A 20,325-nucleotide genomic window follows, 5' to 3' on the forward strand; every position below is an offset into this window, starting at 1 on the left:
GTGCGGCTTTTAGTGCAGGTGCTGTTTGAAGTCGAACAGTTCGCGGTGCATGTGGTTCACGACGGCTTTCATCTCGGGGGTGACCTGCATGCGCTCGCTGGCGCAGACGCGGCGGGCGCGGGCGCCGAGCAGCTCCATATCGTCTACCAACTTGGGTACGTTGGCGTAGTCTTCACTCACCAGCATTTCGCTGATGTCGTCGGAGCGGCGGTCCAGCTTCTGGATCGTGTCGCGCAGCTCGCCAGTCAGGTGGCGTTCGGCCGATAGTGCTTGCGCGGCCTGGCTCACTGCCATTTGGATGTTGCTGAGCCTGATACGGATTTCTCGATCGTGCATCATGATGATCTCCTCGCTCAAAACGGCACCCAGCGTGCCGGTCGGACTTGGAGATCATTCTCACCCGGCGGTTCAATCACCCTGCCTCAGCTTTGATCTGGCTCAACATTGGCGCAATGGGCGTCAACCGGCGCAAGTGGATAGCAATCGCAACAGCTCCCACCAAACAGCTGGCGAGCAGCGCGACAACTCCAGTCCAGCCCGCCCTCCCCCACAATATCCCCGCAGCCCAGCCGATCACGCTGGAACCAAGGTAATAGAAGAACAGGTACAGTGCCGAGGCCAATGCCGCCCCGCGAGCGCGCCTGCCTACCCAGCTGCTGGTCATCGAGTGCGATGCGAAGAAGGCGAAAGTGAACAAGGCCAAGCCCCCCACGACCAACGGCAGCCAGCTCGACAAGGTGAGTACGATTCCGGCCAGCATCAGGCTGAGCACCAGATAGAGCACACCCTTGCGCCCGTAGCGGTCGGCCAGCTTGCCGGCCCAGACTGAGCTGAAAATCCCGAGCAGGTACAGCAGCGAGATCCCGCCGACCACACTCTGGCGCAAATCGAAAGGCGCGGCCAGCAGTCGGTAGCTGATGTAGTTGTAGGCGCTCACCATGCAACCCATCAACAGGAAAGCCAGGGTGAACAGCCACGGCAGTCCTTCGTCACCCAGGTGCCGGCGCGCTTGCTCCGGCAGTGCGCGCCAACCTCCGGTTGAGGGGCGGAAGCGGCGCGATTCCGGCAGGCTGCGCCAGAACTCGGCAGCCGCCAGCACGCCGGCCACGCCCATCGCCACCAGGGCGACGCGCCACGAGAAAAAATCGCTCAGCACGGAAGTCACCATGCGCCCGACCATGCCACCGAACGCGCTGCCGCTGATATACAGGCCCATCGACAGGCCCAGTGACTCGGGCTCGATTTCCTCGGCGAGGTAGGCCATGGCGACGGCGGGCATGCCGCCCAGTGCAATGCCAAGCAGGACGCGTGCGGCGAGCAATTGGCCGTAGCCACCGGCCAGTGCGCACAGCAATGTCATCAAGGCGGAAATCGCGAGCGCACCAACCATCAAGGGCTTGCGGCCGAAACGGTCGGAGATCGCGCTCGACACCAGCAGCGAGACCGCCAAGGCGGCCGTCGACAGGGAGAGCGACAGGCTGCCCTGGGCCGGCGTCAGCGCAAATTCGTGGGACAGCAGCGGCATCAGCGGTTGTACGCAGTACAACAGTGCGAAACAGGAGAAGCCGCCAAAGAACATGGCGCGATTGGTGGGGTGGCTCAGGGCTTTCATGGTGAATCCATCTTAGGATTGCCCAGTATTACTGTCCAATATATATTTGAGGCGTTATTAATCGCTTCAACATATTATGGAATTGCGTCACCTGCGTTATTTCGTGGCTGTCGCCGAGGAGCTCAGCTTCACTCGCGCTGCCGAACGGCTGCATATCGGCCAGCCGCCCCTCTCCCAGCAAATCCAGGCGCTGGAGGCGGAAGTGGGCGCGCGCCTGTTCGACCGCAGCAAGCGCTGGGTGCGATTGACCGAGGCCGGCAAGCTGTTCCTGGAGGACGCACGGGCTATCCTGGCGCAGTCCGAGCGTGCGGCGGAACGGGCGCGCCGGGCGCAGCGCGGCGAGGCCGGCGAACTGCGTGTTGGCTTCACGTTTTCAACGCCATTCACCCCGCTGTTTGCGCGCACCATCCGCCGCTACCGGCAGCTTTATCCGGACGTGGCGCTCACCTTGCATGAGATGACGACGCTGCACCAGATCGATGCGCTGGAGGCGCGCAAGATAGATCTTGGTTTTGTGCGTCCGCCCGAGGTGGCGTTGCCGGAGCACTTGGCGCTGACTACCCTGCGCCGGGATGCGCTGCTGCTGGTCCTCGCCAGCGATTCGCCGCTGGCGCGCAAGCGCAAGATCAAAGTGGCTGACCTGGCGGAGCTTCCGTGGGTGATGTATCCGAAGGAGTCCGGCGTGGGCATTAATCACGCGATCCTGGGCATGTGCCGGGCGGCAGGCTTTGTGCCGCAGGTGGCGATGGAGGCGGGCGAGGCGGCAACCATTATCGGACTGGTTGCGGCGGGGATTGGGGTGTCGGTGCTGCCGTCGCCGTTCCAGTCGATGCATTTGGAGGGCGTGGCGTTTCGTCCGCTGGATGATGCGGGGGCGGTCACTTCGCTGCAACTGGCGCAGCGGCGGGCGGATGGCGGGGCGCTGGTGGAGGCGTTTGTGCGGGTGGCGCTCGAAGAGAACCGGTAAAACCGGGTCAGGCCCTTGGGTCTGCCCCCAGCCAAGGTTCAGTCGTAGTCGGCGTCGAGCTCGGAGCCGGCGTAGTTTTCCAGCTCGGTCCACAGCGTCTTCATTGCGAAACGCCCCGGCAGCTTTTGCAGTACGGTGCAGGTGCGGCGATACAGGTCGATCCGGTTCAGCAGCACTGCGCGATGCTGCTCCGGTACCGCTGCCACCAGCGCCTCCCAGCCTGCCTCGTAATCCGGCTTGGCTTTGCGCACAGCCTTGACGAAGCGTTCAAACTCTTTCTGGCCGGTGCGGGCGACAATGCGGCCGCCGCCTTCCACCGCGAAGATGATCGCCAGCGCAATCACGCCTTCCGCGTTCAGGTCAGGATCCTTGATCGCGCCTTCCAGGTTATGCCGGCGCAGCCAGTTCGCCAGCCGCACCACGGCCTGCACTTCCTGCCGCTGCTTCAACTGGGTCTGGTATTTGGATGGACCATCCCAGTTGGCGCCCGGCTCGGTAAAGCAGATGTCGAAGAACAGGTCGCGCAGGCGGCGCTGTGCGTACATCGGGTCGTTGTCGTACTCACCGATCAGCGTATCTTCCGGCATCGCCGCCAGGTCCTTCAGCTGGACGAAGCCGGCCTGGAACGCCAGCTCGGCGCCCTGCTCCACCAGGAAGTCCAGCGCCAGCTCGTCGGAGTCGACGGTCAGCAGCTGCTCCAGGCCGAGCGAAACGCCGCCAACAGTCAGGTTGACTGCCCTCTGGATGCCTTCCGCCGTGCGGTTGTTGGTGAACTTGTCCGCCACCATGGCCGTGATGCCGCTCAATTCTTCCGCCAGGACGACGGCCGCATCTTCGCGGTCGTCGCCGGGCAGCAGTTTGATGGCGCGGGTCAGTCGCGGCAGGTTTTCTTTGACGAGTGCGGGCAGCATCAGCCGAAGATCCCCGTGCCGATCGAGCGGCGTGCGCGTTCACGGCCGGTGCCGCTGCGGGTGGTCGGCACTTGCTTGCGCAGCCGGTACAGCAGCTCTTTGGTCGAGCGCTGCAGGTGCTCAGGCTCTTCGTCCGGATCGTCGCTGAATTCAGCATCGGCCAGGTCGGCGCTGTGGCGGAATTCCGGGAACAGTTCGAACAGCGCTCGGTCCCAGCCGTCTTCATTGGCCTTCGCCAGGGCGACGGCAAGCGGCACGATGTCGTTGTCCGACGCGGTCTGGCCGGTCAGGTAGGCGCCTTTCGAAATCACCTCGCCCGCCACTTCCAGCACTTCTTTCGGCGCCAGCGAGAACAGGATCGCGAATGCGGTGCAGCCCCAGTCGGTAGCCGAGGCTTCCTTCAGCAGTTCGGAGCGGCGCTCCTCGTCTTCGGTGCCGAAGACAACGCCGTGGATGTGCGCGAACAGCGATTCGGCGATGCGTTCAGGATCGTCTTCGATCATGTCGTCCGGCCAGGTCGCTGCCAGGTAGGCCAGGCTTTCGGCCCACTGCTTCGGCGGCACCAGCAGCGTCGCCAGCGACATCTTGCCGCCGTCGAAACCGGACATGTGCAGCGCCGTCACGTGCGGCGGCAACTCCTGCAGCACTTCCACCACGGCCAGGTCGCCGTGGGTGTCGGCTGCTTCGGCAAAGGCGCGTTCGGCGTGCTCCAGGGAGCCTGCCAGAACGAGTTCGGTGACCTGCTTGCGAATGGCTGGCAGATTCTTGTCGGTCATGCTCAATCCTCCTGCTGGTCAAAGATGCCGGTGAAGTCGTCGGTTGCGACATCATCCGAGTAATCGTCTTCATCATCGCCCTCGTCGCCTTCAGCCAGGCGGTCGAGCGACGTGTCCTCGTCGTCCCACATGCGCGGATGCTTGTGCAGCAGCGCGGTGATGATGGCCTGGCGTGCCAGGTCGGGGTGGTTCTCTTCCAGCGCTTCCAGCAAGCCTTCCGCCTTCGGGCAGGTGGCTGCACCGAACACGCGGGCCGGGTCGCCGTGTTCGAAGTCTTCGGCGTCGGCAAAAGTGGCCTTCGGGTCGTGGAATTCAATCACGTCCACCAGGGCGAAAGCCATCATGTTCAAATCGTCGATGCCGCCGCCGTTCAGGTATTCGGTGCGCAGGGCTTCGACCATCTTCTTGTAGTTCTTGTGGTCAGGCGGATCGCCGAGGATGCCCTCGATCTGCCCTTCCAGCTCGCGCGCCTGGTAGGCGAACTCTGGGTGTACTTTTCTCATTTGCTGCTGTCTTTCTGTTGATTCAGGCGGCGGGGATCGTCACGCCGTTGACGCTGAAAACGGATCGCCACTGTTGGTAGGCTTCCGCTTCCGGGTCGATGATGATGCGGTGGTGCACACTCTGGTTGTATTCTTCCCGTTTCTCGGGGTCGGACAACACTTCGTAAGCTTTGACGATGGCCTTGAAGCGGGCATCTGCGCCCGGTTCCTGGTTGCGGTCCGGGTGGAAACGCATGGCCAGGGAACGATAGACCTTCTTGATTTCCTCGTCAGAGGCATTAGGCGCGACACCGAGCACATTATATAAATTTTCCATATTGCAACTCCGGGCCGGTTTTTAAACGCGTAAGGACGAATTATCCTATAAAATGCCCTGTTTACGCTGAATATCACCCTAAAACCGGTAAACCTGGGTCTGACCCAAGGGTCAGACCCAGTCTACTCAACGGCTAGCGGTTGGGTTTAAGGCTTTTGATCTTCGTCAAAAGTCAAAGGCCAAGAACCCGAACCCCTGGCGACAGCACAGACAGGGTCAGACCCTTGGGTCTGACCCAGGTTTACCGGTTTTAAACCAAGAACATACATGAGCAACGACAAAAAAACTGCCGCCCCGGCCCCAGCGCCGAATTTCCTGCGCAATATCGTTGAAGCCGACCTGGCCTCCGGCGTCAATAAGCGCGAAGGCCTGCCGCCGGTCATTACCCGCTTCCCGCCGGAGCCAAACGGCTACCTGCACGTCGGCCACGCCAAGTCCATCTATACCAACTTCGGCCTGGCGCGCGATTTCGGCGGCCGCTGCCACCTGCGCTTCGACGACACCAACCCTGAAAAAGAAGAACAGGAATACGTCGACTCCATCATCGACAGCGTGCGCTGGCTCGGTTTCGACTGGAACTACAAAGGCCCGGTTGGCGCCGGCGATCACCTGTATTACGCCTCCGACTACTTCGACAAGCTGTATGAAATGGCCGAATACCTGATCAAGGTCGGCAAGGCCTATGTCGACAGCCAGAGCGCCGAGGAAATGAAGAGCACCCGCGGCGGTTTCGGCGCCGCCGGTACCAATTCGCCTTTCCGCAACCGCTCGGTGGAAGAAAACCTGCAGCTGTTCCGCGACATGAAGGCGGGCAAATACAAGGATGGTGAGCACGCACTGCGCGCCAAGATCAGCGAAGATGCCATGTCCTCGCCGAATATGAATATGCGCGACCCGGCGATCTACCGTATCCGCCATGCCCACCATCACCGCACCGGCGACGACTGGTGCATCTACCCGATGTACGACTACACGCACCCGATCTCGGATGCGCTGGAAAACATCACCCATTCGATCTGCACCCTGGAATTCCAGGATCACCGCCCATTCTACGACTGGCTGCTGGAAACCTTGTCGGAAGGCGGCTTCTTCGCCAAGCCGGTGCCGCACCAGTATGAATTCGCGCGCCTGAACCTGACCTATATCGTCACCTCCAAGCGCAAGCTGCGCCAGATGGTGGAAGAAGGCATCGTCGACGGCTGGGACGACCCGCGCCTGCCGACCATGGCCGGCATGCGGCGCCGCGGCTTCACCCCGGAAGGCATCCAGTTGATGTGCGAACGCACCGGCGTGACCAAATCCGACGGCTGGATCGACTTCGGCGTGCTGGAAGGCGCCGTGCGTGAAGACCTTGACCCAAAAGCACCGCGCGCCATCGCCGTGCTGCGCCCACTGAAGCTGATCGTCGAAAACTTCCCGCAAGGCCAGTCGGTCGAGTGCACCTCGCCGGTTCACCCGCACCACCCTGAACTGGGACATCGCACCTTCCCGTTCACCCGCGAACTCTGGATCGAAGAAGAAGACTTCATGGAAGTGCCGACCAAAGGCTACTTCCGCTTCACCCCTCCTGCCGGCGACCAGCCTGGCGCCCGCGTGCGCCTGAAATACGGCTACGTGGCCGAATGCACCGGCTTCGACAAGGATGAGAACGGCAAGGTCACTGCGGTGCGCGTGAAATACTTCGAAGATTCCAAGTCCGGCACCCCGGGCGCCGACACCTACAAGGTGAAAGGCAATATCACCTGGGTCAGCGCCGAAGCGGCCCTGGAAGCGGAAGTGCGCCTGTACGACCGCCTCTTCACCGAAGAGAAACCGGATGCCGGCGGCAAGGACTTCAAGGAATTCCTGAATCCGAAAGCACTGGAAATCGTGAAGGCTTACCTGGAGCCGGGCTTGAAGGATGCCCCCGCGGAACAGCGTTACCAGTTCGAGCGCCATGGCTATTTTGTGGCCGACCGCGTGCTGTCGCAGCCCGGCAAGCCGGTATTCAACCGCATCGTCACATTGAAAGACAGCTGGGCCAAATAACTGACCCGAACTGTGACAAAAAAGCCGCCTGCGGGCGGTTTTTTATTGTTCGTTTGATTTCAATCAAAGTGGTGTTTTTGCAACTTGACCTTGAAGCATGGAAATTCTTATAGTCAGGCAATGACGCGCTTACAGCTCAGCCTGTTTTCCCCCACCAAGCCCTTGTGGTGGCTAGGCATTGTGCTGTCGCTGGCCGTGGCGCTCGGACTCCATACGGTTGCCACGCGTTCCGTCGAAAGTGAAGCGCGCGCCCGTTTCCACAACCAGGCCCGCAACACGCAGTTCAATATCAACGCCAGCATCAAGGCATATACCGATGTCTTGCGCGCCGCCGCCAGCTATTTCCAGGCCGGCGGCGAAGTCACCCGGGAAACCTTCCACCGCTATGTGCAGGGACTGGACCTCGAGCACAATTACCCGGCCATCGACAACATCAACTTTGCCGAGTACTACACCGATGCCCAGCGCCCCGCGGCGGAAGCCCGCCAGCGCCAGCTTACCGACAACCTTTATCCCTCCTACCGCCTCCATCCAGAAGGAAAACGTCCCGAATACGCGGTGCTGACCCTGATCGAACCGCTGGAAGGGTTCGGCGACCGTTACGGCCTGGATATCGCGGCCCGCCCCGGCGTGGCAGGCGCACTGTTCGCAGCGCGCGACCAGGGCGCCTTGAGCAGCTCCGGCCAGCCCATCCCGCTGCGCAGTGCGCCAAGCCATGTGGGCATGGCAATGCGCATTCCCATCTACCGCAACAGCATGCCCATTACCACGATCGAAGAACGGCGCCTGGCCTGCATTGGTTCAGTAGGGCTGGGGTTCAGCGTACCGCGCCTGGTCGATGCGGCACTGGGTGAAATGCCGGTGCGCACGGTGCGCGTATCGCTGCGCGACAGCAGCAGCATTGGCAAGCCGCCTGCCCAACTGTTCGATAGCCAGCCTAATATGCCAAGGGCGGACAGCGACCATTTCGTTACCGAGCTGCCGGTGCAGTTTCATGGCCGCACCTGGCATGCGCAGTTCAGCGTGCCGAAGCGCGCCTTGTATTCCAGCTTCGACCAGTTTCTGCCCGCGCTGGCGGGCAGCATGGGTTTCGGCGCGAGTGTGCTGATCTATGCGCTGTTCATAACGCTGGCTTCTTCCCGCCGCCGCGCCGTGAAGCTGGCGCGCGCCATGACGCGCGAATTGCGCGACAGCCAGGCGCGCCTGCAACTGTCGCACCATCGCCTGCGCCGCCTCGCTGCGCACGCGGACCACATCAAGGAAGAAGAGCGCAAGCGCATCGCGCGCGAAATCCACGATGACCTGGGCCAGAACCTGCTGGCCCTGCGCATTGAGGCCGATATCCTCGCCACGCGCACCGAGAAAACCCACCCGCGGCTGCATGCGCGGGCACGCGCCACGCTGCACCAGATCGACAACACCATCCGCAGCGTCCGCCAGATCATCAACGACTTGCGGCCGAATGTGCTGGACCTCGGCCTGTCGGCAGCGGTGGAATGGCAGATCGCGCAATTCCGCCTGCGCTCCGGCATCAAGTGCGAATTCATTGAAGATGCCGTGGCCGACCATGGCGTCGACGACCATTGTGCGACCGCTTTCTTCCGCGTGCTGCAGGAATCGCTAAGCAATATCCACCAGCATGCATCGGCCACCATGGTGCGGGTCGAACTGCAACAGATGCACGGCATGCTGCGCATGACCATCAGCGACAACGGCATCGGCATCAATACCGCCAGCCGGCACAAGGCCGGCTCTTTCGGCCTGGTCGGCATCGAAGAGCGCATCAGCCTGCTCGGCGGGAACTGCTCGATCAACAGCCTGCCGCATGGCGGCACCACGGTCAGCATTGCAGTGCCGGTCGGCTACCGGGTGGCGCCTGCCGACGATATGCGCCTCAGCGCTTAGGCGTTTTTACCACTTGCTAAGACTTTACCTGCCGCTGTTGATCCATATCAAACTCCCTTTCCACAGCTCAGCAAAAATGCATTTGTAACATTTGACGGCGCGACAAGCTATTGATTTGAAAGGATCTTCGCCTGTGTTGTTTATTCCGCGCACGTGTAAATTGTTACTTGCATTGCCGGGGGCTAAGTCTATACTTGAGCTAGTTGATCTACATCAACATCTGTGTTCCCAACTCCGAACACACCAGATGCCTGGCACCACAACACCAGCCCCCTAGAACGGCGTCTTCTCTCTCTCAGTCAGTCTTAAATTCGCTCACTTTTAAAGGGATTGTCACTCATGATTTCTGCTGAAAGCTTCAAGGCTATTGCCGATCTGGACCTGGAACCTATCAAGGTGAAACTGATGCACGTGGAGTCCGGCGAGGGCTGGTCGCTGGAAAAGGTCAACGCTACCGAATTCGAATACCGCCGCTTCCTGTACCTGATGAAAATGTTCCCTAACGAGCAAACCGCTCCCCTGATGGACGTCGACATCTTCTGGCACTATCACATCCTCGATACGATGAAGTACTTCATCGACTGCGAGAATGTGTTCGGCTACTACCTGCATCACTTCCCATACATCGGCCTGCGCGGCGAGGACGACGAAGAGGCGCATGAACGCGTAGGTAATCGCATGAAGGAGCTGTATGAAGAAACCTTCGGCGAAGACTATTTCCGTAGCGCCGTTGCTTACTCGGGTCGCGTCGCTGTCGAGGCTGCTGCAGACGGCTCCCAGGTTGCCTACTCGGGCCGCGTGGCAGACGAAACCGGCCAGCAGGTAGCCTACTCCGGTCGCGTTGCCGCCGAAGCTGGTGCGCAAGTCGCCTACTCGGGCCGCGTGGCTATGGAAGCCGCACCGCAAGTAGCCTACTCGGGCCGGGTCGCTGTGGAAGCTGCACCGCAAGTGGCTTACTCGGGCCGTGTCGCAGCCGAAGCCGCACCGAAAGTTGCTTATTCCGGCCGTGTCGCGGTTGCCTACTCCGGCCGCGTGGCGGCTGAAGCTTCGCCGCAAGTGGCTTACTCCGGCCGCGTCGCTACCGAAGCTGCACCGCAAGTCGCCTACTCCGGCCGCGTGACAGCCGAAGCAAAGACGGCCTACTCCGGCCGTATAACGACAGAAGCGAAAACGGCGTACTCCGGCCGTGTCGCAACTGAAGCACAAACCGCTTACTCCGGCCGTGTCGCGGCTGAAGCGCAAACCGCCTACTCCGGCCGCGTTGCCGCCGGTGCCCAAACCGCCTACTCCGGCCGCGTCAGCGCCGAGGCCCAGGCGGCATCGCAATCGCTGTTCTACTCCGCCCGTCCTCGCCTGGCAGGCGCCTGAGCCTGATCGAGCACGCAAATAAAAACGGCCGCACCTGATAACAGGTGCGGCCGTTTTTTTTCGTCCGGACGAAAGCTTAGTGCGCCATCAGGTCGCGCAGTTCACGGATGCTGAAATCGCTGATTTCATGCATGCGGATCAGGATCGTCGCGCCGATAGGCAGCGTGTTGTGACGGATCTTGCTGATCACTGGTGGGGCAACTTCCAGCGCGCGGGACAGGGCTGCGTCATTTTTCAGTTGCAGCTTTTCAATGATAGCGTCCAGGACGCGGTTCGGATTGTAAGACGACGATGCAGTAATTTCTTTCAGAGAGCTCATGACTATACTTTTTCAGTGTGTTGCGTGGTCGCAACAAAATTATTGGCGGAATTTTCGACAAAGAGCGCCAGAAAAAGCCGTTGTTGACGCAATTTTCGGCACACGGACGGTATCATACACCGTTTAATTGCCGTTCGCTTAACGCCGTGAGATTTTGATAGATTCTAGCGCGTAAAGCTGTGCTAGGAATTCATATAGTTTAACAAAAAGACTACTTCTGGTCGTTTGTTGCTAAAGTAAATGGCAAACACAGCCAGGCAAACGTGATCCAGACCAGGGCGGGAGGGAGGTACATCAGGGCCGCGGGCATTGGAGTGTACTCCGAACGCCAGTCAAGGCGGCGCCTGATTTCCTCAGGCGAAGGCGGGGGAAGATGGGCATGGCCACGCTGGGCCAGGTAGGCACGGACTTGCTCCTTGGTGGGATGGCTGTACATGGCGCCCTCCTTGGCAGGCATTGGCACAAGATAGCGCCGGCAGCATCACGGGCGCTTGATGCAACTCAGGGCGGCTGCAACATCCGGGAACCGCAGCCGTACCAGCAACTCCTCCTTCATGCGCCGGTTCGCCAGCCTGCGCGATTCCGACATGAAGGACAACAGGGTTGGCGTCACAGCCTGCGCCAATGCTGCACGATCCAGGCGAGGTGGGCGCGGCAAGCCGAAATGATCGGCCACCATGTCGAAATAGTCCCCCATTTTGAGTTCCGTGTCATCTACCGCGTGATACACACGGTTACAACTTCCTTTGCGTAAGGCCGCCAATACAACACGTGCCAGGTCGTCGGCGTGGATATGGTTGGTGTAAACATCGTCTTGTGCACGCAGCGCGGGAGTACCTTGCTGCAGGCGCTTGAGCGGCAGGCGGTCCGCGGCATAGATACCCGGCACGCGTAGGATGGACAGCCGACCCTGGGCTCGGCGCGCCCATGCCCGCAATACGTTCTCCGCATCGACCCGCCGCAGCGCCCGTGCATTGCGTGGCGCAACGGGCTGGGTTTCGTCCGCCCAGCGCCCGGCCAGGTCGCCGTACACGCCGCTGGTGCTCACATAAACCACTTGCGCCCGGTCAGGTAAAATGGCGGTCACATTGCGGGTGCGCCGATCCAGCCCGCCCTCGCCCGGCGGTGGAGCCAGGTGCACGACCTGGTGCGCCAGCCCGGCCAGGCGACGCAGCGATTCAGGCTGGTCCAGGTTGGCCAGCACCGGCACGGCGCCCGCCGCACGCAATTCGGCAAAGCGCTCGCGCTGGCTGGTCACGGCAAATACGCGGTAATGCGCGCGCACCAAAGGCAGCAAACGCATGCCTACATCGCCGCAACCAATGACCAGCAGGCGCGGCTTGTTGAATTTTTTACTGATTTCCATATTTAAGATTGTATGTCTTTCCAAATTACTGTTCAGCCTAGCGGCCACCAATTCATCTGCGAAGACGACGAAACCGTGTTGGCCGCAGCCATGCGCGCCGGCGTCGGCCTGCCATACGGCTGCAAGAATGGCGCCTGCAGCTCCTGCAAAGGCAAGGTGGTGTCGGGCTCGGTCAGCCACAAATCGCACCAGCGCCGCGCCCTGAGCGAGGAAGAAGAAGCGGCCGGCATGTCGCTGTTCTGCTGCGCGATTCCACATTCCGACCTGGTGCTGCAGGCGCGCGAAGTGGTGGGCAGCGGCGAATTCCCGATCAAGAAAATGCCGACCCGCGTCAACTCGCTGGAGAAATTGGCGCCGGACGTGATCGTGCTGACGCTGCAACTGCCGGCCAACGAGACGTTCCAGTACAAGGCCGGCCAGTACCTCGAGTTCCTGCTGCGCGACGGCAAGCGCCGCGCCTACTCGATCGCCACCGCACCAGAGGGCGGCGCGCTCACCCTGCACATCCGCCATATGCCGGGAGGCTTGTTCACCGACCAGGTGTTCAGCACCATGAAGGAACGCGACATCCTGCGCTTCGAAGGCCCGCTGGGCACCTTCTTCGTGCGCGACGATTCCGACAAGCCGATGGTGCTGCTGGCATCGGGCACCGGCTTCGCGCCGATCAAGGCGATTGTCGAACATGAACGCGCCAGCGGCTCCAGGCGCCCAATGACCCTGTACTGGGGCGGCCGCCGCCCGCAAGACCTGTACATGGATGCGCTGTGCCGCCAATGGGCGCAAGAACTGCCGAACTTCAAGTACGTACCGGTGGTTTCGGACGCCCTGCCGGAAGAAAACTGGAGCGGCCGCACCGGTTTCGTCCACCAGGCCGTGATCGACGACCTGCCGGACATGTCGGGCTACCAGGTCTATGCATGCGGCGCCCCGATCGTCGTCGAATCGGCCAAGCGCGATTTCGTCAAGGATTGCAAGCTGCCGGAAGACGAATTCTTTGCCGATGCCTTCACTTCCGAAGCAGACCTCCAGCAACCTTAAGACTTTCCCCGCGCTGCGTGCCGTGGGGCGCGCGGCGCCCCACGGCTTCCCCAAGCACGCAAACGTATGTCATCCAACGGTTTCTCAGTCCTTCGCCACCGCAACTTCGCCTTCTACCTGTCAGCCCGCCTGCTCGGCACCATCGCCGTGCAAATGCAGAACGTCGCCATCGGCTGGCAAGTCTACGCACAAACCAAGAACCTGTACTACCTCGGCATGATCGGCCTGGCGCAATTTGCGCCCTTTCTGCTGCTGATCCTGTACGCCGGCCACGCCGCAGACCGCTACAACCGCCGCAATATCATTGCCACCTGCCTCGGCGCGCAACTGGTATGCGGGCTGGCGCTGCTTGGCTACACGCACAGCGGCTTCAGCGCCGTATGGCCGATCTTCGCTGTGCTGGTGCTGTACGGTAGCGCTCGCGCTTTCATGAGCCCCGCCACGCAAGCGGTCCTGGTGAACATGGTGCCGACCGAAGATTTCAGCCGCGCCGTGGCGCTCTCCAGCTCCACTTTCCAGGTTGCCGTGATCCTCGGCCCAACGCTGGGCGGCCTGCTGTACATCTATGGGCCCGGCACCGTGTACACCGTCACCTCGCTCATGCTGCTGTCAGCCGTGGTGCTGGTGATCCTCACCCGGCCCGCCCCGCAAGCCACGCGCAAAGAGCCCGCCACCTGGCACAGCGTGCTGGAAGGGCTGCGCTTCGTCTGGTCGCGCCCCATCATGCTGGGCGCGATTTCACTCGACCTGTTCGCCGTCTTGTTTGGCGGCGTGACCGCCCTGCTGCCGGCGTTGGCGCACGACGTGCTGCATGTCGGACCAACCGGCCTGGGCCTGCTGCGCACCGCCCCCGGCGCAGGTGCGGCCATCACCTCGATTGCGTTGGCGTTCTGGCCGATCACGCGCCGTGTCGGCGCCTGGATGTTCGGCGGTGTCGCAGTCTTCGGCATCTGCACCGTCATCGTAGGCTTCACGGACAGCTTCGTCATTGCCCTGGCCTGCCTGCTGGTGCTCGGCGCCGGCGACATGATCAGCGTGTACGTGCGCCACCTGCTGGTGCAGTTCGAGACGCCGGATGAAATCCGCGGCCGCGTCAGCGCCGTGAACGCCGTCTTTATCGGCGCTTCCAACGAACTCGGTGAATTCGAATCCGGCGTCACCGCCGGCTGGCTGGGACTCACGCGCGCAGTGATCTTCGGCGGCGTCGCCACGCTTGCGGTCACCGCTATCTGGGCCTGGCGCTTCCCTATCCTGTCGCGCATGGACCGCTTCCCCCATCACGACAAGTAGTAAGATTTGCCGCATGAGCTACCACATCGTTCGCAGCCGCCCCCACCTGAGCGCCGCCATCGCGGTCGGCGCGCTGGCCGGCGTGTTCCTGCCCTCGCACTGGAAGCCGCTGCTGCGCGTGCTGACGGCCTGGGATATCGCGGTCTGGATGTACCTGCTTACCGTGGGCTGGATGATGATGCGCGCCGACCACCGCGAGGTGAAGCGCATCGCCGCGCGCCAGGATGAACGCGCCGCGACCATCCTGGCCAGCCTGGTCGTCGCCACGGTCGCCAGCATGATCGCCATCAGCAGCGAACTGGCCAGCCTGCGCGATATGCCGGCCAACGAACGCGGGCTGCATTATGCCTTCGTGGTGATCACGCTGGTGGGGTCCTGGTTCCTGGTCGGCACCCTGTTCTGCTTCCATTACGCCCACCTGTATTACAACGTCGAGGGACGCCCGTGCCCCCTGTCCTTCCCGGGCGGAGAAGCCCAGCCGGACTATTGGGACTTCCTTTACTTCTCCTTCACGATCGCGGTCGCCGCCCAGACTTCGGACGTATCCGTGCAATCGTCCTCGATGCGCAAGCTGGTGCTCGGCCAATCCGTGCTGAGCTTCTTCTTCAATCTTCTTATCCTGGGTTTATTTGTGAATATGGCGGCTTCGCTAATGTAGGAGTAAGATTAAATCGCGTGGCAACACGTTTTGGTTAACAAACGGGAGCAGCATATGCAAATCAGTGTGAACACCGACAAAACCATCGAACGTACTGCAGGCCTGGATGACCATGTGAAAGAAGTGGTCCAGACTGCACTCCACCGGTTCGGCGAGCACATCGGACGCGTCGACGTCCACCTCAGCGAAGGCAATGCACAGAAGTCCTCTGACGGCGATATCCGCTGCATGATCGAGGCGCGCGTCAACGGCTACCAGCCGATTGCCGTGACCGACCACGAGGCAACCCTGCATCAATCCATCCATGGCGCAGCAGACAAGCTGCAACGTGCTATCGAAAGCGCATTGGGCCGCCTGAACGATAGCAAGCGCCACACTTCGCAGCCCAACTTCGAAGAGGCTGAGGAATAATCCTTAGTCCGCGGCGGCCAGGCCCTTCAGGTACCGGATACCTTGCAGGGCACGGCTGCCGTACCAGGACATCATTTCCCCATCGACCAACTGTACCGGCTTGCCGATCTGGCGCTCCAGTGCGTCCACGTGTTCTTCCGTGAAGCGGTAAGGCTCGGACGACAACAGCACCCGGTCCACGTCGCGCACCAGCGCATCGCTCCATTGGAAACTTGGATAGCGCGCGTCGCCGATTTCAGGAATCGACCAGCCGATCAGCGCCAGCATGCGCGCGATATAGGTATCGCGCGACACTGTCATCCACGGATCTTTCCAGATGCAGTACAACACGCGCTGCGGACGGCCCGCATGCACTTGCGCCAGCTCACTTTCGAACTCGCGGCACCAGGCGTCCGCGCGCTCCTGCGCGCAGAACACGCCGCCCATCAACTGCACCAGCGCCAGGTTATCGCGCGGTTCGATCGGATGCGTCACCACGATGTTCGGCACGAATTCAGCCAGTTTGTCGACGGTAGGCTTTTCGTTCTCGTCGATGTTTACCACCAGGTGGGTAGGCGCCAGCTTGCGGATCTTCTCGATGTTGACGTCCTTGGTGCCGCCCACTTTCGGGATATCGCGCACCTCGTCCGCGGGATGGATGCAAAATCCGGTACGCCCCACCAGTTGCGGCGCCAGGCCGAGGTCGCACAGCAGCTCGGTAATCGAAGGCACCAGCGACACGATGCGCGCGCTCGGGGCGGCCGCATGGTGCTGGCCGAGGATGTCGGTAAAAGTCATGGGCGATATTGAACCACACTTAGGCTATCATTAACACTGTTGATACCGCAGCAAGAAAGTTCATTTTGAAACCGATTGGCACCTTCGGCGCTTCCGCTTATCAGATCCAGGCCTTGCAGCTGTTCCGCGGCGCCGACAGCCTGCGCATCGCACCGCTGTTGAAAGAATGCCCGATCATGCTGGTCGAACAAGGCGAAGCGGTCGCAGACCCGCAACGCGCCCGTTTCTACATCGTGCTGCGCGGCGCCCTGTCGGTAGCAGCGGACATGAGCACCGGCATGTCCGACGGCAGCACCATCAGCAAAGTGCTGCCCGGCGAGAGCGTCGGCGAACAGGCCGTGCTCGACGAAGAAGCCAACCAGGCCGCCATGACCGCGCTGGAGCAAAGCGAATTGCTGGTGATTGAGTCGGAACTGGCGTGGCAGCTGATCGACGCCGCCAACGGCGTCGCGCGCAACCTGCTGCGCATGCTGTCCTTCCGCATTCGCGCCGCCAATGCGCAATTGCGGCGCCGGCAAAAGCTGGGCGAGTTCTATCGCCAGCTGTCGATGGTGGACGGCCTGACAAGCCTGTACAACCGCGCCTGGCTGAACGACTTCCTGCCGCAACTGATCGCCAGTGCCCAGGCCACGGGCCAGCCGCTGTCGCTGATCATGCTCGACATCGACCACTTCAAGAAATTCAACGACAGCCACGGCCACCTGCAAGGCGACGAAGCGCTGCGCACCGCCGCGCACGTGCTGACCGGCGCCCTGCGGCCGACCGACTTCGCGGTGCGCTACGGCGGGGAAGAAATGATGGTGGTGCTGCCCGACACGAATCTGCAGGTGGCCGAAGTCGTCGCCGGCCGCCTGTGCCAGCGCATGCGCGAAGCGGTCGTCTTCAGCGACATACGCCAGCCGCTGCCGCACATCACCAGCTCCTTCGGCGTCGCCGCTTTGGGCCCGGCCCAGGACGAAACCGCCCTCATCGCCGCCGCCGACGCAGCGCTCTACCGCGCCAAGGAAAGCGGCCGCAACCGCGTCGAAGTCGCAAAATGAAAGTCGGGGTCAGGTCTGGCAATCCGCCATTTTGGCGGATTGCCAGACCTGACCCCGACTATTTTTTATGCTACTTTGCCGCTCTGGGCTTCGTCGGTCGATGAAGCCTGCCTTTGACTCGACACAAAGGAGTCCAGGCCTTTCTGCACCAGCTCGTAAGTCTTGTCGATATTCGAGGCAATGTCGCCGCCCAGTACCTTCAAGCCCTTCAGGATATCGCGCGCTTCCTTGAACCCTTTTTCGATGCCGCCCTTGATCGTGTCCATGAAGCGATCCAGGGCGTCATCGCCTTCCAGCCCGGAATGCTGTTGCTGGAAAGCGCCGAAGAAGGCCGTGGACAGCGATACAATGCGGCCCGCCGTGCCTTCGGGCGAGTTGTCCTGCCCGCTGGCGTTCTGGATCGCATCGGGACCGAAATCGGCCTCCAGCTGCTCATTAATCGAGGTAATTGCCGATTTGTAGACCAGCGCCAGCGGGTCGTTCTCGGAATTCAGCGAAACCGAGGCCGATTCCTGCAGGATCGACACGTTTAGCTGCATCTTGGCGCGGGTGGACGCCGAAATAGCCGTGTCATTGCTCGCCGTGGCGGGCGTGGCACGGGTGTTGACGGAAATGGGATTTGACACAACAGTCCTCCTTGCCTCAGCATTCGATAACGAGAACCAACATTTGCACCATGAGCAACCATACCTTCCTGTGGCATGACTACGAAACCTTCGGCGCTGTGCCACGCCGTGACCGCCCCGCCCAGTTTGCCGCCATCCGCACCGATGCAGAGCTGAACGAAATCGGCGAGCCGATCATGCTGTTCTGCCAGCCGGCCAACGATTACCTGCCGGACCCGGTTGCCTGCCTGATTACCGGCATTACCCCGCAGCAAGCTTTGCAGCAGGGTGTGCCCGAGCATCAGTTCGCCGCAACTGTCGAGAAGGCCTTTTCAGAGCCTGGCACCATAGGCGTAGGCTACAACACTATCCGTTTTGACGATGAAGTGACGCGCTTCTTGTTCTGGCGTAACCTGATCGACCCGTATGCGCGCGAGTGGCAAAACCAATGCGGACGCTGGGATTTGCTGGATGTGGTGCGGATGACCTATGCGCTGCGCCCCGAAGGTATTGAGTGGCCTCTTAATGATAGCGGTAAACCGAGCTTCAAGCTTGAGCATTTGACCAGGGCCAATGGCCTGGTCCATGAGGCGGCGCACGATGCGCTGTCCGACGTGCGCGCCACCATCGCCCTGGCCCGCCTGATCCGGCACAAGCATCCGAAGCTGTTCGATTTCTGCCTGGCCTTGCACAAGAAAGACCGCGTGGCCGAGGAGATCGGCCTGCACCTGGCGCGCGAGCTGCGCCAGCCTTTCCTGCATGTGTCGGGCATGTTCCCGGCGGAGCGCGGCTGCCTGGCGCTGGTGTGGCCGCTGGCGCCGCATCCGTCCAACAAGAATGAACTGCTGGTGTGGGATTGCACCCATGACCCGCAGGAGCTGTTTGCGCTGGATGCGGAGACGATCCGTCTGCGCATGTTCACCCGCGCCGATGCCATGCCGGAAGGGATGACGCGCCTGCCGATCAAGAGCATCCACCTGAACAAGTCGCCGATGCTGGTGTCGAACCTGAAGACGCTGCGGCCGGAAATGGCGGAGCGCTGGGGGCTGGACCTGGAGTCCGCTCGTGCCAACGCGGCGCGGGCTGCGGCGGGGCCGGATATGTCGGCGGTCTGGGATCAGGTGTTCTGGCGTCCGGTCGCGGAGCCGGCGGACGTGGACGAGGATCTGTACGGCGGCTTTGTCAGCAATGGCGATAAGCGCTTGCTGGAGTCGCTGCGGCGCGAGCCTCCGGCCAAGCTGGCGTCGGCGTCACCGCATTTCCAGGATGACCGCTTGGGGGAGCTGTTCTTCCGCTATCGCGCGCGTAACTTCCCGCAGACTTTGTCCGAGGAGGAGCATGAGCATTGGGAGCAGCATCGTGCGGCGCGCCTGTTTGAGGGCGCTGGCGGGGCGCGCACTGTCGATGAATTGTTTTCGGAGCTGGATCGCCTGGGGGCGGAGACCGACAAACGGGGACAGGAAGTGCTGGCAGCCCTGTATGACTACGTGGAGATGATTGTGCCGGAGCGCTACTGAAACCGGTAAACCGATGTCCGCCCCGCAGGGTCAGACACCGGGCTCACCGGTCTTAAGCGCGGTGCGCGTTGATCGCGTCGCGCGTCTCCTGCGCCACGCGGCGTGCGGCAGCCGCAAAATCTTCCCCGCCTTGCGGCGTCGCGTACAGGATGGCGCGCGACGAATTGATCATCATGCCGGTACCGTTGTAAGTACGGCCGGCCTTGACGGTCGCCTCGATATCCCCGCCTTGCGCACCGATCCCCGGCACCAGCAGCGGCATGTCGCCCACGATTCCGCGCACTTGCGCCAGCTCCTCTGGGAAGGTGGCGCCCACCACCAGCGCGCACTGTCCGTTGGCGTTCCACTTTTCCGCCACCAGCTTGGCAACGTGCTGGTACAGCGGCTTGCCGTCGACCTTCAGGAACTGCAGGTCGGAACCGCCCGCATTCGAGGTGCGGCACAGGATGATTACGCCGCGGTCGCTCCATTCCATGTACGGTTCAACGGAGTCGGAGCCCATATACGGATTTACGGTCACCGCATCGGCGCCGTAGCGGTCGAAAGCTTCGCGCGCATACTGTTTCGCAGTAGCACCGATGTCGCCGCGCTTGGCGTCCAGGATCAGCGGGATGTGCGGATAGTTTTCCTTGGCGTAGGCGCAGATCTTCTCAAGCTGGTCTTCCGCACCCAGTGCCGCGAAATATGCGATCTGCGGCTTGAACGAACACGCCAGGTCGGCAGTGGCGTCGATAATCCGGGTGCAGAACTGGTAGATCCCTTGCGGGTCGTTTTGGAATTGCGCAGGCAGGCGCGCCATATCCGGGTCCAGGCCAACGCACAGCAGGGAATCGTTGGCTGCCCAGGCAGCGGATAATTTTTCGATAAATGTCACAGCGGGCCTCTTTATTCTTTGCGTTGCAAACCCTACATTATAAC

22 protein-coding genes are annotated in these 20,325 nt (G+C 61.7%); 10 read left to right on the forward strand and 12 right to left on the reverse strand.

Translation table 11 applies throughout. The annotated features are described in order from the left end of the window. Nucleotides 1-9: 9 nt before the first annotated feature. Nucleotides 10-339, reverse strand: a complete 330-nt coding sequence (locus ASE26_RS03155; RefSeq protein WP_055936735.1) for a hypothetical protein — start codon at nucleotides 337-339, stop codon at nucleotides 10-12. Nucleotides 340-412: 73 nt separating this feature from the next. After that, the gene (locus ASE26_RS03160) at nucleotides 413-1,612 is read right to left on the reverse strand and encodes an MFS transporter (RefSeq protein ID WP_057245578.1); all 1,200 of its coding nucleotides are present in this window, start codon (nucleotides 1,610-1,612) and stop codon (nucleotides 413-415) included. A 76-nt stretch (nucleotides 1,613-1,688) separates the two neighbouring features. On the opposite strand from ASE26_RS03160, the gene ASE26_RS03165 reads away from it, so the two are divergent. After that, a complete protein-coding gene (locus ASE26_RS03165; RefSeq protein WP_055936729.1) occupies nucleotides 1,689-2,579 on the forward strand; it encodes a LysR family transcriptional regulator in 891 nt (296 codons plus the stop codon). 38 nt (nucleotides 2,580-2,617) lie between these two features. Here ASE26_RS03165 and ASE26_RS03170 read toward each other — a convergent pair whose 3' ends face one another. The 4 genes from ASE26_RS03170 to ASE26_RS03185 are packed head-to-tail and all read right to left on the reverse strand — an operon-like array spanning nucleotide 2,618 to nucleotide 5,085. Beyond that, complete coding sequence (locus tag ASE26_RS03170; RefSeq protein ID WP_055936726.1) at nucleotides 2,618-3,490, reverse strand: hypothetical protein; 873 nt, start codon at nucleotides 3,488-3,490, stop codon at nucleotides 2,618-2,620. Next, entirely contained in the window at nucleotides 3,490-4,266 is a 777-nt protein-coding gene (locus tag ASE26_RS03175) for a hypothetical protein (RefSeq protein WP_055936724.1), read from the reverse strand. Before ASE26_RS03175 ends, ASE26_RS03170 begins: the two co-directional genes overlap by 1 nt. Nucleotides 4,267-4,268: 2 nt before the next feature. Then, nucleotides 4,269-4,769, reverse strand: a complete 501-nt coding sequence (locus ASE26_RS03180) for a hypothetical protein (protein ID WP_057245579.1) — start codon at nucleotides 4,767-4,769, stop codon at nucleotides 4,269-4,271. Between the two features lie 22 nt (nucleotides 4,770-4,791). Continuing rightward, nucleotides 4,792-5,085 (reverse strand): DnaJ domain-containing protein, encoded by a 294-nt coding sequence (locus ASE26_RS03185; RefSeq protein WP_055936718.1) that lies wholly within the window; start codon nucleotides 5,083-5,085, stop codon nucleotides 4,792-4,794. A gap of 267 nt (nucleotides 5,086-5,352) precedes the next feature. On the opposite strand from ASE26_RS03185, the gene ASE26_RS03190 reads away from it, so the two are divergent. The 3 genes from ASE26_RS03190 (at nucleotide 5,353) to ASE26_RS03200 (ending at nucleotide 10,386) form a co-directional block, all read left to right on the forward strand. Further along, the gene (locus ASE26_RS03190) at nucleotides 5,353-7,113 is read left to right on the forward strand and encodes a glutamine--tRNA ligase/YqeY domain fusion protein (protein ID WP_055936715.1); all 1,761 of its coding nucleotides are present in this window, start codon (nucleotides 5,353-5,355) and stop codon (nucleotides 7,111-7,113) included. Nucleotides 7,114-7,233: 120 nt separating this feature from the next. Next, on the forward strand, nucleotides 7,234-9,018 hold the full coding sequence (locus tag ASE26_RS03195) for a CHASE domain-containing protein (RefSeq protein WP_055936712.1): 1,785 nt from the start codon (nucleotides 7,234-7,236) through the stop codon (nucleotides 9,016-9,018). A gap of 339 nt (nucleotides 9,019-9,357) precedes the next feature. Beyond that, entirely contained in the window at nucleotides 9,358-10,386 is a 1,029-nt protein-coding gene (locus ASE26_RS03200) for a glycine-rich domain-containing protein-like (protein WP_055936709.1), read from the forward strand. Nucleotides 10,387-10,462: 76 nt separating this feature from the next. Here the strand turns inward: ASE26_RS03200 and ASE26_RS03205 are convergent, their stop codons facing one another. From ASE26_RS03205 to ASE26_RS03215, 3 genes are all read right to left on the reverse strand, one after another. Next, the gene (locus ASE26_RS03205; RefSeq protein ID WP_055936706.1) at nucleotides 10,463-10,705 is read right to left on the reverse strand and encodes a hypothetical protein; all 243 of its coding nucleotides are present in this window, start codon (nucleotides 10,703-10,705) and stop codon (nucleotides 10,463-10,465) included. Nucleotides 10,706-10,916: 211 nt separating this feature from the next. Next, nucleotides 10,917-11,141, reverse strand: coding sequence for a hypothetical protein (locus ASE26_RS03210; protein WP_156409858.1), 225 nt, complete (start codon nucleotides 11,139-11,141; stop codon nucleotides 10,917-10,919). Nucleotides 11,142-11,186: 45 nt separating this feature from the next. Next, nucleotides 11,187-12,071: an SDR family oxidoreductase gene (locus ASE26_RS03215; RefSeq protein WP_055936700.1), complete on the reverse strand. Its 885-nt coding sequence runs from the start codon at nucleotides 12,069-12,071 to the stop codon at nucleotides 11,187-11,189. 12 nt (nucleotides 12,072-12,083) lie between these two features. Between ASE26_RS03215 and ASE26_RS03220 the strand changes: the two genes are divergently transcribed. The 4 genes from ASE26_RS03220 (at nucleotide 12,084) to ASE26_RS03235 (ending at nucleotide 15,468) form a co-directional block, all read left to right on the forward strand. Beyond that, nucleotides 12,084-13,109, forward strand: coding sequence for a CDP-6-deoxy-delta-3,4-glucoseen reductase (locus ASE26_RS03220; protein ID WP_055936697.1), 1,026 nt, complete (start codon nucleotides 12,084-12,086; stop codon nucleotides 13,107-13,109). A gap of 66 nt (nucleotides 13,110-13,175) precedes the next feature. Beyond that, the gene (locus tag ASE26_RS03225) at nucleotides 13,176-14,399 is read left to right on the forward strand and encodes an MFS transporter (protein WP_055936694.1); all 1,224 of its coding nucleotides are present in this window, start codon (nucleotides 13,176-13,178) and stop codon (nucleotides 14,397-14,399) included. 13 nt (nucleotides 14,400-14,412) lie between these two features. Then, nucleotides 14,413-15,057, forward strand: coding sequence for a DUF1345 domain-containing protein (locus ASE26_RS03230; protein WP_055936692.1), 645 nt, complete (start codon nucleotides 14,413-14,415; stop codon nucleotides 15,055-15,057). A 54-nt stretch (nucleotides 15,058-15,111) separates the two neighbouring features. Beyond that, complete coding sequence (locus ASE26_RS03235) at nucleotides 15,112-15,468, forward strand: HPF/RaiA family ribosome-associated protein (protein WP_055936690.1); 357 nt, start codon at nucleotides 15,112-15,114, stop codon at nucleotides 15,466-15,468. 3 nt (nucleotides 15,469-15,471) lie between these two features. On the opposite strand, the gene ASE26_RS03240 is transcribed toward ASE26_RS03235, so the two are convergent. Then, nucleotides 15,472-16,245 carry a helical backbone metal receptor gene (locus tag ASE26_RS03240; RefSeq protein WP_057245580.1) on the reverse strand — a complete coding sequence of 258 codons (774 nt, stop codon included), beginning with the start codon at nucleotides 16,243-16,245 and terminating at the stop codon, nucleotides 15,472-15,474. Nucleotides 16,246-16,310: 65 nt separating this feature from the next. Here ASE26_RS03240 and ASE26_RS03245 point away from each other — a divergent pair, with 65 nt between their 5' ends. Beyond that, complete coding sequence (locus tag ASE26_RS03245) at nucleotides 16,311-17,285, forward strand: GGDEF domain-containing protein (protein ID WP_055936677.1); 975 nt, start codon at nucleotides 16,311-16,313, stop codon at nucleotides 17,283-17,285. Nucleotides 17,286-17,350: 65 nt separating this feature from the next. Here the strand turns inward: ASE26_RS03245 and ASE26_RS03250 are convergent, their stop codons facing one another. After that, nucleotides 17,351-17,911: a DUF5610 domain-containing protein gene (locus ASE26_RS03250; RefSeq protein WP_055936674.1), complete on the reverse strand. Its 561-nt coding sequence runs from the start codon at nucleotides 17,909-17,911 to the stop codon at nucleotides 17,351-17,353. A gap of 50 nt (nucleotides 17,912-17,961) precedes the next feature. Here ASE26_RS03250 and sbcB point away from each other — a divergent pair, with 50 nt between their 5' ends. After that, nucleotides 17,962-19,407, forward strand: a complete 1,446-nt coding sequence (gene sbcB / locus ASE26_RS03255; protein ID WP_057245581.1) for an exodeoxyribonuclease I — start codon at nucleotides 17,962-17,964, stop codon at nucleotides 19,405-19,407. A 52-nt stretch (nucleotides 19,408-19,459) separates the two neighbouring features. On the opposite strand, the gene pyrF is transcribed toward sbcB, so the two are convergent. Next, the gene (gene pyrF, locus ASE26_RS03260) at nucleotides 19,460-20,281 is read right to left on the reverse strand and encodes an orotidine-5'-phosphate decarboxylase (RefSeq protein ID WP_057245582.1); all 822 of its coding nucleotides are present in this window, start codon (nucleotides 20,279-20,281) and stop codon (nucleotides 19,460-19,462) included. Between the last annotated feature and the right edge of the window lie 44 nt (nucleotides 20,282-20,325).

It is taken from the genome of Duganella sp. Root198D2 (assembly GCF_001428585.1).
Classification (GTDB): domain Bacteria; phylum Pseudomonadota; class Gammaproteobacteria; order Burkholderiales; family Burkholderiaceae_D; genus Rugamonas.